At 62.5% G+C, this 12,812-nt stretch carries 13 protein-coding genes; 7 read left to right on the top strand and 6 right to left on the bottom strand.

The features are described from left to right. The 4 genes from RHP72_RS28550 to RHP72_RS28535 form a co-directional block, all read right to left on the bottom strand. Complete coding sequence (locus RHP72_RS28550) at positions 1 to 1,059, bottom strand: isopenicillin N synthase family oxygenase (RefSeq protein WP_232329954.1); 1,059 nt, start codon at positions 1,057 to 1,059, stop codon at positions 1 to 3. Positions 1,060 to 1,202: 143 nt separating this feature from the next. Continuing rightward, entirely contained in the window at positions 1,203 to 2,306 is a 1,104-nt protein-coding gene (locus RHP72_RS28545) for an inositol-3-phosphate synthase (RefSeq protein WP_003945979.1), read from the bottom strand. Continuing rightward, a complete protein-coding gene (locus tag RHP72_RS28540) occupies positions 2,299 to 2,862 on the bottom strand; it encodes a PadR family transcriptional regulator (protein ID WP_311094132.1) in 564 nt (187 codons plus the stop codon). Before RHP72_RS28540 ends, RHP72_RS28545 begins: the two co-directional genes overlap by 8 nt. Positions 2,863 to 3,011: 149 nt before the next feature. Then, a complete protein-coding gene (locus RHP72_RS28535) occupies positions 3,012 to 4,403 on the bottom strand; it encodes an L-serine ammonia-lyase (protein ID WP_218604687.1) in 1,392 nt (463 codons plus the stop codon). A 173-nt stretch (positions 4,404 to 4,576) separates the two neighbouring features. On the opposite strand from RHP72_RS28535, the gene RHP72_RS28530 reads away from it, so the two are divergent. Genes RHP72_RS28530 through RHP72_RS28510 form a run of 5 tightly spaced genes read left to right on the top strand, consistent with a single transcriptional unit; the run spans position 4,577 to position 9,344 of the window. Next, positions 4,577 to 5,971 carry a cytosine permease gene (locus RHP72_RS28530; RefSeq protein ID WP_020971379.1) on the top strand — a complete coding sequence of 465 codons (1,395 nt, stop codon included), beginning with the start codon at positions 4,577 to 4,579 and terminating at the stop codon, positions 5,969 to 5,971. Between the two features lie 25 nt (positions 5,972 to 5,996). Next, positions 5,997 to 6,449 (top strand): RidA family protein, encoded by a 453-nt coding sequence (locus RHP72_RS28525; RefSeq protein WP_020971378.1) that lies wholly within the window; start codon positions 5,997 to 5,999, stop codon positions 6,447 to 6,449. A 17-nt stretch (positions 6,450 to 6,466) separates the two neighbouring features. Further along, positions 6,467 to 7,957 (top strand): 4-hydroxyphenylacetate 3-hydroxylase N-terminal domain-containing protein, encoded by a 1,491-nt coding sequence (locus RHP72_RS28520; RefSeq protein WP_311094131.1) that lies wholly within the window; start codon positions 6,467 to 6,469, stop codon positions 7,955 to 7,957. After that, positions 7,957 to 8,538, top strand: a complete 582-nt coding sequence (locus RHP72_RS28515) for a flavin reductase family protein (RefSeq protein WP_020971376.1) — start codon at positions 7,957 to 7,959, stop codon at positions 8,536 to 8,538. The genes RHP72_RS28520 and RHP72_RS28515 overlap by 1 nt, the downstream gene beginning before the upstream one ends. Beyond that, positions 8,535 to 9,344: a cyclase family protein gene (locus RHP72_RS28510; protein ID WP_081377613.1), complete on the top strand. Its 810-nt coding sequence runs from the start codon at positions 8,535 to 8,537 to the stop codon at positions 9,342 to 9,344. The genes RHP72_RS28515 and RHP72_RS28510 overlap by 4 nt, the downstream gene beginning before the upstream one ends. A gap of 21 nt (positions 9,345 to 9,365) precedes the next feature. On the opposite strand, the gene RHP72_RS28505 is transcribed toward RHP72_RS28510, so the two are convergent. After that, entirely contained in the window at positions 9,366 to 10,220 is an 855-nt protein-coding gene (locus RHP72_RS28505; protein WP_020971374.1) for a MerR family transcriptional regulator, read from the bottom strand. Between the two features lie 35 nt (positions 10,221 to 10,255). On the opposite strand from RHP72_RS28505, the gene RHP72_RS28500 reads away from it, so the two are divergent. After that, positions 10,256 to 10,843 carry a VOC family protein gene (locus RHP72_RS28500; RefSeq protein WP_073513425.1) on the top strand — a complete coding sequence of 196 codons (588 nt, stop codon included), beginning with the start codon at positions 10,256 to 10,258 and terminating at the stop codon, positions 10,841 to 10,843. Then, on the top strand, positions 10,840 to 12,024 hold the full coding sequence (locus RHP72_RS28495) for a M20 family metallopeptidase (protein ID WP_073513424.1): 1,185 nt from the start codon (positions 10,840 to 10,842) through the stop codon (positions 12,022 to 12,024). Before RHP72_RS28500 ends, RHP72_RS28495 begins: the two co-directional genes overlap by 4 nt. On the opposite strand, the gene RHP72_RS28490 is transcribed toward RHP72_RS28495, so the two are convergent. Next, a complete protein-coding gene (locus RHP72_RS28490) occupies positions 12,006 to 12,806 on the bottom strand; it encodes a DUF1707 domain-containing protein (RefSeq protein WP_020971371.1) in 801 nt (266 codons plus the stop codon). The genes RHP72_RS28495 and RHP72_RS28490 overlap by 19 nt on opposite strands. Between the last annotated feature and the right edge of the window lie 6 nt (positions 12,807 to 12,812).

Here is a 12,812-nt window from a genome sequence, read left to right as displayed (position 1 = left end):
TCAGGTAGCGCTTTGTGCCGCAACGATGTCCGGCCACCAGCGGGCCGCGACATCGGGGTGCGCACGTAGTCGACTCTTGAGGGCATTCGCCCCGTAGGAATCGTGGATCGGGTTGTTCGCGTCCACGGTGACGCCGGTGGCGCGCGCCGCCAGCTCGGGAGGTAGGTCGAACTCCGGGATCTGCGCTGCGTAGTTCGGGTTGAAGAAGAACGGCACCGAGATACGCTCACCGTCGCCCTCGGGTGAAACTACCCGGTGCACAGTCGCTTTCAAGTAGCCGCCGGTAGCGACCTCGAGCAGTTCGCCGATGTTGACCACCAGCGCCCCGTCGATCGGCGGCGCGTCGATCCAGTCGCCGTCGTGCTCGACCTGCAGACCACCCTTGCCCGGTTCGACATAGAGCAGAGTCAGCACACCCGCGTCCTTGTGCCCGCCGACGCCCTGGGAGCCGGCACCTTTCGGGCGGCCCGGGTAACGCACCACCTTGATGAGGATCGACGGATCGTGAGCGAACGCGTCGTCGAAGATGGTCGCATCCTGGCCCAGGGCTACCGCCCATTCGCGTAAGAGGCTCAGTGCGATCGAGGTGAGCGTGTCGTTCCACTCGGTGATGACGTCGCGAAGTTCGGGAAGGGCGTCGGGCCACTGGTTGGGGCCCTGCAGGATCTCCCAGGCCGGTGAGGTGTCGGTGCGCTCGGCCGCGGGCTGTTCGGCCCCGATGTCGATCTGCTCGCGCCAGTCCTGCTTGCCTTCGGTCAGTTCGCCGCCGAGCCGGGTGTACCCACGGAAGTGCGGGCTGCGGACGTTCTCGATCGCGAGCTTCTCGGCAGTCGGCAGCGCGAAGAACTCGCGGGCGACGGCGAGGAGGCGGCGCTGCAGTTCGTCGGGAATTCCGTGGCCGACCAGGTAGAAGAATCCGACCTCGTGGGTGGCCTCGCGGAGCTGAGTGCGGAACTGCTCGGCGGTGTCGGGGTTCTGCGCAAGCGACAGATCGAGCACTGGCAGCGACGTAATCGACATGGGGTCCTCGATCCGTGTGATGGTTCTGATGTCCATCATTCCACGCTGAGCGGCACCCGGACCCGCACGGCAATTCGGCAGCCGCAGGCGTGATTACCCGCGCGGATGCGGAAACACCCTGCGGATAACAGAATCGGGGCCTTGCGCCATTGGCGCAAGACCCCGAATCAGTGTGAGTCGAATTAAGCTTCGTCAGCGCCGATGATGAACGCTTCGAGCTCGATGCGAGCCTTGTCGTCGGCCATCTGGACCGGCGGGGACTTCATCAGGTAAGCGGAAGCCGGGTAAACCGGTCCACCGATGCCGCGGTCCTTGGCGATCTTGGCTGCGCGGACGGCGTCGATGATGATGCCGGCAGAGTTGGGCGAATCCCAGACCTCGAGCTTGTACTCCAGGTTCAGGGGAGCGTCACCGAAGGCGCGGCCTTCGAGGCGGACGTATGCCCACTTGCGGTCGTCGAGCCACTCCACGTAGTCCGAGGGACCGATGTGGACGTTGCGGTCGTGAACCTTGCCGGCAAGTGCGCCGGTCAGGTTGGACGTCACGGCCTGGGTCTTGGAAACCTTCTTGGACTCCAGGCGATCACGCTCGAGCATGTTTTTGAAGTCCATGTTTCCACCGACGTTGAGCTGGTAGGTGCGGTCCAGCACGACGCCGCGGTCTTCGAACAGCTTCGCCATCACGCGGTGGGTGATGGTGGCGCCGACCTGGCTCTTGATGTCGTCACCGACGATCGGGACGCCGGCGTCCTTGAACTTGGCAGCCCACTCCGGGTCGGAAGCGATGAAGACGGGCAGAGCGTTGACGAATGCCACGCCTGCGTCGATCGCGCACTGTGCGTAGAACTTGTCAGCGTCGTCGGAACCGACGGGCAGGTAGGAGACGAGGACGTCGACCTGAGCGTCCTTGAGTGCCTTGACGACGTCGACGGGCTCGGCGTCGGACAGCTCGATGGTCTCGGCGTAGTACTTGCCGATGCCGTCGAGGGTCGGGCCACGCTGAACGGGAACGTCCAGGGGCGGGACGTCGGCGATCTTGATGGTGTTGTTCTCGCTCGCGAGGATCGCCTCGGAGAGGTCGAAGCCGACCTTCTTGGCGTCGACGTCGAACGCAGCGACGAACTGCACGTCGCGGACGTGGTACTTACCGAACTTGACGTGCATGAGGCCGGGGACCGTCTGGGTCTCGTCGGCATCCTTGTAGTAGTGGACGCCCTGAACCAGGGACGAGGCGCAGTTACCCACGCCCACAATGGCTACGCGCACCGCGGTGCTGTTCTCACCCATGGTCGGGTTCTCCTTCTTTCCGGGATGTTCCTGTTGTCGATTGCTCGGCTGCGATCAATTCGTTGAGCCAACGCACTTCGCGTTCACTCGATTCGAGTCCGAGCTGATGGAGCTGACGGGTATAGCGGTCCAGCGATCCGCTGGCCCGACCGACGGCCTCGCGGAGCCCCTCACGGCGCTCCTCGACCTGGCGTCGCCTGCCTTCGAGGATCCGCATCCGCGCTTCTGCGGGGGTGCGGCTGAAGAAGGCGAGGTGAACGCCGAAACCGTCGTCGGTGTAGTTCTGCGGCCCGGTGTCGGCGACCAGTTCGGTGAACCGTTGCCGACCTTCCGGAGTGAGCTGGTAGACGCGACGCGCCCGACGCTTGAGCGTGCCGGTGGCAGTGTCGACGTCTTCCGAGATCAATCCGTCGGCTTGCATGTGCCGCAGTGCCGGGTACAGCGATCCGTACGAGAACGCGCGGAATGCGCCGAGCAGACCAGTGAGCCGCTTACGCAGCTCGTATCCGTGCATCGGTGACTCGAGGAGCAGCCCGAGGATTGCGAGTTCGAGCAACTGACAAACCTCCCGAGTCGTTGAACCTAACCGCTTGATGCGATAACCAACTATATCGCGCCGATATATAAAACCACACTGCGGCCCGATACGTGTACCAAGGTGTCACGGCTAGACGGCCTCGATTGGCCGCGGGCTGGGTGGACAACTCAGCACTCGACGACATTGACTGCAAGCCCGCCGCGTGAAGTTTCCTTGTACTTGTCGTGCATGTCGGCGCCAACGTCGCGCAAGGTACGGATGGCGGTGTCCAGTGAGACGTGGTGTGGCTGATCCTCCTCGTTCAGGGTGAGTGTCGCCGCCTGAACCGCGGTGACGGCAGCTATCGCATTGCGTTCGATGCACGGGATCTGTACCAGTCCGGCCACCGGATCACAGGTCAGGCCCAGGTGATGTTCCAGACCCATCTCCGCTGCCTTTCCCACCTGTGCCGGCGTTCCGCCGAGGGCCGCGCACAAGGCTCCGGCCGCCATCGCGCACGCCGAACCCACTTCGCCCTGGCAGCCGACCTCCGCCCCGGAGATGGAAGCGCCCGCCTTCACGACGCTGCCGATGGCAGTCGCGGTCAGGAGCATGTCGACGACGCCATTCATGTCGGCACCTGGCGTCCGAAGGTAATGCTCCACAACTGCGGGCAAGATTCCCGCTGCCCCGTTCGTCGGCGCGGTGACCACCCGGAATCCCGATGCGTTCTCCTCGTTGACGGCCAATGCTGCGAGTTGGATCCGAGAAATTGCGGTCAGTTCGTGCGTGGGTTGGCTGTCCAGAGTCCTGGCGAGTCCGGGGGCACGTCTGCGAACGGCAAGACCTCCCGGGAGTGTGCCATCTGCCCGCGTGCGACCGGCGCCGATGCACGCCCGCATGGCTTCCCAGATCTCGACCGCGTCGGCTTGGGGGTCTCGGCCGAGCGCCCACTCGTTTGCCGCGGCAATCTCTGCGACGGTCACTTCCCGTGATGCGCTGAGTGCAAGAAGGTCGTCGAACGTGCGGTAGGGGTACGGAATCTGTGGTGGCGATGGTTGCGTCTGGCCCACCGTCACTACGAAACCGCCGCCGACGGATAGGAAAGTGCGGTCCTCGATAACTGTGCCGTCGTTCGCTATCGCAGTGAACTCCAACGCATTCGGGTGATCTGGGTGGGGGTCGAACGGGGCAAGAGTGATGTCCTCGTAAGCGACGGTGACCGAGTGGTCGTCGACTGATATTTCGTGCAGCGAACGCGAATGTTCCCATAATCCGTGGACGGCAGCGGGATCGCAGTCGTGCGGTGACCATCCGCGTAAGCCCGCGAGGACTGCGTCGGGAGATCCGTGGCCGACTCCGGTGGCCCCGAGGGAGCCGCGAAGCCGTACCTGAATGCGCGAAGTCCGTGCAAGCAGGTGTGCGTTGCGTAGTCCCGCCACGAACGACGCGGCAGCACGCATGGGCCCGACGGTATGTGAACTCGACGGACCTATGCCTATCGAAAACAATTCGGACATGGACGTGTGTGCGCCCACAGATCCATCAGCACAATATGAGGTATTTAGCACAGATTTCATCGATCTTCTCCGTCTGAAGTGAGTTAAACAGGGAAATTGCCCTGTTTCGAGGATGTTTCGGCAAAGAAAATTCTCCACGGTTTCGTAGATATTTCTTACTGCACAGTTGTAGATTATCCGTACATCACTCGATCGGTTCCGATTCTCACTACTCACGCACTGCAGAGGTGCCAATGAAGACCACTGATTCCTCACTCATCGAGGACCTCACGATCCAACCTGTGCCGGAAGAGCGCCGCACCGGTACTGCCCGCCATCTGTTCTCGGTCTGGTTCGGCGTCCAGATCATGCCCCTTACCCTCGTGATGGGTGTGCTGGGTCCGACTGTGTACGGACTCGACATCGCCTCGACAATTGCCGCGATCGTCCTCGGTAACCTGATCGGTGCGGTCTTCATGGCATTGCACTCGGTGCAGGGATCAAAACTTGGTGTGCCGCAGATGATTCAGGCACGTGGACAATTCGGTATGTACGGCTCGCTGCTCGTGTTGGTCGTCGTCATCCTGATGTACCTGGGTTTTCTCGCGTCTATCATCGTGCTTGCCCGAGACACACTTGTTGCGTTGGTACCCGCATTGAACCCCTCGCTTGCGTTGGTGCTGACTACTGGTCTCACGCTGGTGGCAGTCATCTTCGGTTACGAGTTCATTCACCGACTCAACCGCGCCTTGCTCGTTCTCTTCGGAATTGCCGTCATCTTGATCGCCGTGTTCACCTTCCAAGCCGCCGGTGGAGGGCCCGCGACATCGGCGGATACGAGCTTTAGCGTGATAGGTTTCCTCGGGATGACGTCGATCGCCGCGACATGGCAGATCGCCTACGCGCCTTACGTTTCCGACTATTCTCGCTACCTGCCTGCGGCGACTCCTTCGCGCGAGGCGTTCTGGTACACCTATCTCGGCGCCGTTGTCGGCGCGATTCCGGTGATGACCCTCGGTGCGCTCCTCGTGACCGCGGCAGGCGGCGACGGAAGCGTCGCTCAACTGCTCGACATCATGCCAGGTCCGATTGGCGTCTTCGTTCTCGTCATGCTTTTCCTCGGCGCCATCGACGCGGCGGTGATCAACCTTTACGGCCCGTCCCTGTGCACGCTGACGTTGATGCAAACATTCCGAACAGGCTGGAAACCAGGAGCTTTCGCGCGTAACCTCGTCGCCACCTGCACCGCCGTCATCGCATTCATGGTGGCCCTGCTGTTCGCTGACAACTTTCTCGTCAACTACTCCAACTTCATCCACTTCCTGATGTGCTTGCTCATCCCCTGGAGCATCGTCAATCTGGTCGACTATTACATGATCGCCAAGGGACAGTACGATATTGCCGCGTTCAGTGACGTCAATGCCGGCTATGGGGCCTTCAACATACCGGCCCTGGCTACCTACATCCTCGGATTTGTCATCCAAATGCCTTTCATGTCAGGCGATTTCTTTACCGGACCGGTGGCCGCAGCCATGAACGGGGTCGACGTGTCCTGGCTCGTCGGGTCCGTGGCCAGCTTCTTTCTCTATCTCGCGCTCGTTCGACTCTCCGCCAAGCGCACTCCGGCTCTCGCTGCAGCCGCTGCCTGAAACTTGAACACCGAAAGGAATATTCATGACCGGGACCGAACTCGCCGACCTCGTCGGCGACGGCACTGACCGCCAGCGTCTGATGAACAGCACCTGGACTCACCACATCAAGACTCCGTTCTCACAGGGATGGCGGATCGGGAACCTCGTCTTCACCGGCGGCCAACTCTCGGCGGACGAACACGGAAACGTCCTCGGAGAGGGTGACATCGAGGCGCAGACCCGCAATGTATTCGAGTCGCTCACCACAGTACTGGCCGAGGCCGGTGCCACCTGGGGCGACGTCGTCAAACTCAATACCTACTACTGCTTCGACGGCTCGGGAGACCAGGTTCAGGAGAACTGGGAGACCATGACCCGCGTTCGGATGGAATTCCTCCCCGAAGAGGGGCCTGCCGGTACCGGCGTACGCGTCGCCGGACTCATGTACGACGGCTTTCTCATCGAGGCCGAAGCCATCGCGGTCATCCGCGGCTGATCACCGAAAGGAACATCATGACCAACCCCACGCTCGACGCCCGGAGACTGCGCATCGACAAGGTCACCGAACAACTCTCGCAGACCGGAGGGCACCTGCTCACCGGTGATCAGTACAAGGCCTCGTTGCGCGACGGCCGCCGCATCATCTCCTCACAGGGTGAGAATGTCGAGGATGTCACCACCCATCCCGACCTGCGTGCCGTCAACACCCTGGCCGGAATTCAGGATGCCCAGTTCGCGTCGGAGACCCGCGACGTTCTCACCTACGTGGACGACGACGGTGGCCGACGCGCCATCGGATGGCAGATTCCCCGCACTCGCGCTGACCTGATGGCCAAACGTGAAGCGACGCGGCTGATCACGCAGAAGACCATGGGCATGTACGGCCGTCCCAACGACTACGGCGCAATGATGGCACTCGGCTTCCTCTCGACCATCGACAGGATCGAAGCGGAGAACCCTGAATTCGCGCAGAACATACGCGATTTCGTGAAGATATCTGGTGATCACAACCTGCTCAGCACAGATCTGATCGCAGACCCGCAGTCCGACAAGAGTATTCCGCGAAACGAGCGCCCGTCGCAGTTGCGCATTGTCGAAGACCGACCCGACGGAATCGTCATCTCAGGTGCGAAGGTAGCCGGTAGCATCGGTTCCCTCGCACACTTTTTCACTCTCTCGACCACTCTCGGCGGTGGAGTCGGGCCGGAAGCGGCCATCTGGGCGGCGATCCCGGTCAACTCCCCCGGTCTCTCGCTCATCCTGCGCGAGCCGACGGCGAAGATGAACACGCCGCGCAATGATCACCCGCTCGATCACGCCGGTGAAGAACTCGATCAGACGATCATCTTCGACAAGGTGTTCATCCCGCGTGAGTACGTCTTCAGCAAGTACAACCTGGGATTGCTCGACCTGTACTACGAATCCTGTGCGTATTCGCTGTGGTCGGTGATGACGCGCCTGGCCTTCCGGGCAGAGATGTTCACCGGTGTGGCGCAGGTGATCACCGAGATCCTCGGCACCGACAAGATTCCCGGTGTGCAGGCTGCCGTCGCCGACATCACGCTCTACGCACAAACCCTCAAGGCGTATTCGCTCGCCACCGTTCACGAGTCAGTGGAATGGTGTGGCCTGCATGTACCGAACCCGGAACTGACAACGGCAGGCCGTCTCTACTCGATCGAGAACTATCCCCGCATCACCTATCTGCTTCGCGATCTGTGCGGGCAGGCGCTCATCGCCCGCTGGCCCGAAAAAGTTTGGGATCATCCGGAATTCGGCTCCCGGATGGAAGAGTTCTTTCCTGGAACCGGGGTCTCCGCCCGGGACAAGAACACCTTCTTCAACTTCGTCTGGGACCTGGTCGCGGGTGCTCACGCGGGCCGCGTCGGACTGTTCGAGAACGTCAACGCCACTCCGCCAGCCTTCGTCCGTAACCTCGTCTACTCCAAGACCGATCGCACCGCAGCCGCTCGGCGAGTCCGCGACTACGTGGGGATCGCCTGATGGGCGCGCCGGTGATGGACAGACGCACCGCATCACTTCGTGCAGCAGCCGGCGCCACCCACCCATGTGTGCCCGCCGAGGATTTTGCTGCCTCGATGCGCAAGCTGGCGAGCGGTATCGTGGTGGTGACCACCGAGGTCGAGGGGCGACCTTGGGGGCTGACGCTCAGTTCGGTGTCCTCGTTCTCGGCTGATCCGGCCCGGATCTCGTTGTCGGTGAACAAGACCAATGTCACAGCCCGCTACATCGCCGAGCGCGAGCGCTTCGGCGTCGCAATCCTCTCCGACGACAAGATGGCGCTCGCCGCCGATCTCGCTGCGCCTGGTAAGCCGAAATTCATTGCCGAAGAACAACTGTGCAGCCCTGGACCGCGGTTCTCGCTGCCGGCGATCGACGGGGCCCTGTACAACATCGAATGCGCAGTGGTCTTCATGGTGGAAGCCGTCGACCACGTCCTCGTTGTCGCCGACGTGGTCTCGGCGCGTGCAGGCGCTCACGCGGAGACTGCCGGACCGTTGACGTACTTCGACCGCACCTTCGGCTCGTTCGCCGTGGGAGACCCAGAAGGAGGGATCGTATGACCACGACACCGGATACGGCTGCCAGACAGCAGAGCCCACTGCTTGGTGATCGGCTACTCGAAAACCGTCAACCGATAGTCGATCTGACCAGGCCGGTGTACGAAGGGATGCCGATGTGGTTCGGCCATCAGCGCACCTTCACTCCGGTGAACCAGACACACGAGCAGTTCAAGGCGATGTACGGGACCAAGGATGGGTTCTACGCGCGCAATCTCGTGATCAGCGAGCACGCCGGCACCCACGCCGACGCGACCATCGAGTACGACCCCGACGGCGCCACCATCGACAACACCCCGTTGGCGTACTACTACGGTTCGGCCGTCTGTCTCGATCTATCGCACGTGAAATTCGAAGGCCCCGAACCGATGACACATGGATCGGCGGGTATCGAGGACGTCGAGATCGCCGAGCGGGCGCTGGCCGAGGCAGGTGAGGAGATCAGGCCCGGCGATATCGTACTGGCCTGGTTCGACTACGGCGATCGCTGGTTCCCCGAACGCAAGTACATCGACGAGAATCCCGGATTCTCCTGGGAGGGCGCCGAATACCTCGCGAAGAAGGGTGTGGTAAACATCGGCACCGACTGCAATGCGATCGACAACAGTCTCGACAACAGCTTCGCCGGACACATGGTGTGCAAGAAGTACGGGATCGTGAACACCGAGCATTTGCAGAATCTGGGACAGTTGGTGAACACCCGCTTCGACTACTTCGGCCTGCCACTGCACCTCGTCGGCGGCACCGGCTCGCCCATTCGGGCCGTCGCGATCCCCCGTGCGCGGTTAGGGAGTCCGGAGACTCCTTAACCACGCACAGGGCTGGAGGAATTAGAAGGTCGGTGGAGTGTTCACCCACACTACGCGGGCGGTGACGGTGCCATGATTGGCGTAAGTGTGCGGGCGAGTGCTGGGAAACGTCATCGAGTCGCCGGTGGCGAGAGACACGGTTTCGACGCCGTCGAGAACGATCTCCACGCTGCCGGCGACAACGGTGAGGAACTCTTCTCCTGCATGAGTCATCGGTTCACCGCTGCCGAAACCGGGCTCGATGGTGACCATCTGGGACTGCAACACCGTCGACGACTGGTAAAGGTTCTCGATTCGAACGCCTTCGGCTTCGAGGGGAAGGACTTCGCGCTCGTCGGCGCGCACGATCATCCGATCCTCGGAGGCCGGCATACCGAGGAGCTCCGGCGTGGTCGTTCCGAGCGCATGTGCGATCTGTGTGATGCGTCCGATGCTGGGTTTGCTCAGTCCACGCTCGAATGCGCTCAACGCAGAAGGGCTGACCGCGATTTCCTGCGAAAGGTCACGCAGGCTCATCCGATTTCGGCGTCGAAGCTCCTTGACTCGGGCGCCTATGGCGCCGATGTCGTCTTCGGCGGGTGGGGCGTCGTCCTCGACGTCGCCGTCAAGCGCCTGACGGATACCGACGACGGTCATGGAGCGGGATTCGAGGAGCTTGCGGATCTTCTCGAGCCGTTTGACGTCCTGCATCGAATACATGCGTTGCCCGGACTCGGTGCGAAGAGGGGTGATCAGCCGTTCTTGCTCCCACAACCGAATTCGTGCGGTAGACACGCCGACGATGCTGGCCACGTGGCCGATCTTGAGGATCGCGGCATCGGTTGCAGACTTCGGCACCGGCTCGTCCGGACGATTCGGGGAACTGGTTGAAGACATGGACCTCGACCTCACGAAAGGGGAAACGGATCACGGTGAACGTGCGCGTAGATCATATAGTTCTCGTACATGGCGACTTGAAGAAAGCCGCACAAATTGTGTCGCAGGTGACAGGTCTCGAGGTGCGTGGCGGTGGCCGCCACGACGGAGTCGGCACCAGCAATCTGATCATTCCGATGGGGGAGACGTACCTGGAACTGGCGACTGTGAACGACCCCGTCGCCGCTGCGCAGCACCCCTTCGGACGACTGGTCTCTGCCGCACTTGAACACGACCGGGCCTTGGCGGCGTGGGCAGTGGCAGGCACTGTCGGCGACGACGCCGTGCCGCTTAGTCGCGCCGGCGTCAGCGTCCGCCTCGTCGGCTGCGACCAGGCGATCATTCGCCCTGACCTGCCTTTCCGGCTCGAGCGTCCCGGCGGCCAGGCGTTTCCCGGCGCGACATCTGAGCCGCGCCGACTGCGGGAGATCCACCTGCGCGGACCCGAAGAACCGGGCGGTCTGAGCAACGGACCCACTGAACTGGTGACGACCCGCGGGCCCGCAGCCCTTCACTCGTTCGCCCTCGACGACGCGGACGGGCACGAGTTGAGCGTCACCAACGACATCTGGAGCACTCTGTGAGCATCGACATCGTCGCGGTACGTCGCGATCTGCACGCCATGCCCGAAGTGGGCCTCGACCTCCCGCTGACCCAGGCCTACCTGCTGGACCGACTCGTCGAATCGGGAATCGAACTGATGCTCGGCACCGCGATGTCGTCGGTAACCGCCGTGGTGCGCGGCGGCAGGGTCGATCGCTCGAACCCGTCTCAGGTTCCCACCGTCCTGGTGCGATCCGACATGGACGCTCTCCCTGTTGCCGAAGACACCGGACTCGACTGGGCGTCGGGCAACGGGGCGATGCACGCGTGCGGTCACGACGCGCACATGGCGATCGTCCTCGCGGCGGCATTGGAAACCCAGGAGAGGCGAGCCGATCTGACCGGCGACGTCATCTTCTTCTTCCAGCCGGGAGAAGAAGGCCACGGCGGTGCGAAACTGGCACTCGAGGAAGGCCTCCTGGGCGTTTCCGGCGCGCGCCCGGTGGCCGCACTGGGGTTGCACGTCCTCGCTCATCTGCTCGGCGCCGGTGAATTCGCGTCACGCGAGGGTGCAGTGCTGTCGGGTTCGACGCTCGTCGATGTGACCATCACCGGCAGTGGCGGCCACGGCTCCTCCCCTCACCTGGCGCGTAGTCCACTCACAGCGGCGGCGGAAGCTGTTGGTGCCGTGGGGATCGCGGCGTCACACGGCGTCTCGATGTTCGAGCCCGCTGCGGTGGTGTTCGGTGCATTACGCGCCGGTGAGGCGCGAAATGTCATACCCGACAACGCTTCTCTGTCCGGGGTGATCCGCAGTTTCTCGGAGGACACGGATGCGCGTCTGCAGTCGATCGTGCGTCGTACCGTCGACGGCGTCGCACACGCGCACGGCGTCGAGGCTGAAGTGGTGCTGACCCAGGACACTGTGCCGACAGTCAGCAACGGCATTGAACTGGACCGACTGGATGCGGTCGCCGCGGGAGTCGGCACGTCGGTCACTCGATTGCAGCAGCCGATCGGAATCTCCGAGGATTTCTCGTGGATCCTCCGCGAAGTGCCCGGTGTCTTCCTGCTCGTCGGGGCCCGTACCAGCGACGAAAGCCACTTACCGTCGAATCACTCTGCGCGGGCGACATTTTCCGATGACGTGCTCGCCCCCACCCGGGATCTGATCGTGGCGTGGGTGCAAGGGCGTCTGGCAGATCAAGGCGCAAATGGGTAGACGCTCAATGGCTCGCCCGACAGTGTGGTCTCCAGGTGGCCGGAGTCGTCGGCCTCGTTTCTCACGTACATAGAGACAGTCGGCTCGTTGGCTCGGCCGATGGTGGGGTATTCGAAACGGATCTGGTCGACCACTCCGCCCGGAACCCGGAGCGTTTCCGGAGCGCCGGCGATCAGCCGCGCCAGAACCTCGAGATCGACCGTCGACAGGTCGATTGTTCGTGTCCCGGTTTTTCGGGGTGAAGGTGTCGACCAGGATTTGAAGTCACCATCGTAGATGTATCTGACGTAGTTGCCGGGCTGATCATGGGCCACTCGTTCTACGGTTGCGTTTTCGGTACTGAGCGAGACGGTATCGGCGATGGTGTCGCCGAATTCGGCCCGGTAATCGTCGATGAACTGCGCCACGCCGTGGCCGGTCATCAGATTCGGGATCGGTGCGTCGGTCCCGAGCGGTGACGTGTCCGGGTTGGTGGCCGAACCGATCAGCGCCCCGACGACACCGGCGACAAGTACGACGGCCGCAGCAGCTTTCACCGATTTCGGTGGCGCAGGCAGGCGGGGCCGGACCACCTCGGTGTCGAGATATCGAGAGGGGATCTGAAGGTCATTCACGAGAACCTGAAGGTCGTGAATTGTTTTGGCGGACATTGCTTTTGATGTTCGAGACTCGTATTCTCCGGCATGTAGCTGCCCGTCTGCGAGGGCGTTGTCCAGCACCCCACAGGTATCGGCTCGGTCGGAATCTCGTGCACGTTTAGACGGGGAGGGACTCGACGGCATGATCTG

Origin of the sequence: Rhodococcus sp. SG20037 (genome assembly GCF_031763325.1) — a bacterium.
GTDB lineage: Bacteria > Actinomycetota > Actinomycetes > Mycobacteriales > Mycobacteriaceae > Rhodococcus_F > Rhodococcus_F qingshengii.
This window is presented reverse-complemented; position numbering and strand designations above follow the sequence as displayed.

Coding starts and splice junctions, on each gene's coding strand:
- RHP72_RS28550 (WP_232329954.1), bottom strand. CDS start 1,059: ATGATGGACATCAGAACCATCACACGGATCGAGGACCCCATGTCGATT.
- RHP72_RS28545 (WP_003945979.1), bottom strand. CDS start 2,306: ATGGGTGAGAACAGCACCGCGGTGCGCGTAGCCATTGTGGGCGTGGGT.
- RHP72_RS28535 (WP_218604687.1), bottom strand. CDS start 4,403: ATGAAATCTGTGCTAAATACCTCATATTGTGCTGATGGATCTGTGGGC.
- RHP72_RS28530 (WP_020971379.1), top strand. CDS start 4,577: ATGAAGACCACTGATTCCTCACTCATCGAGGACCTCACGATCCAACCT.
- RHP72_RS28525 (WP_020971378.1), top strand. CDS start 5,997: ATGACCGGGACCGAACTCGCCGACCTCGTCGGCGACGGCACTGACCGC.
- RHP72_RS28520 (WP_311094131.1), top strand. CDS start 6,467: ATGACCAACCCCACGCTCGACGCCCGGAGACTGCGCATCGACAAGGTC.
- RHP72_RS28515 (WP_020971376.1), top strand. CDS start 7,957: ATGGGCGCGCCGGTGATGGACAGACGCACCGCATCACTTCGTGCAGCA.
- RHP72_RS28510 (WP_081377613.1), top strand. CDS start 8,535: ATGACCACGACACCGGATACGGCTGCCAGACAGCAGAGCCCACTGCTT.
- RHP72_RS28505 (WP_020971374.1), bottom strand. CDS start 10,220: ATGTCTTCAACCAGTTCCCCGAATCGTCCGGACGAGCCGGTGCCGAAG.
- RHP72_RS28490 (WP_020971371.1), bottom strand. CDS start 12,806: ATGCCGTCGAGTCCCTCCCCGTCTAAACGTGCACGAGATTCCGACCGA.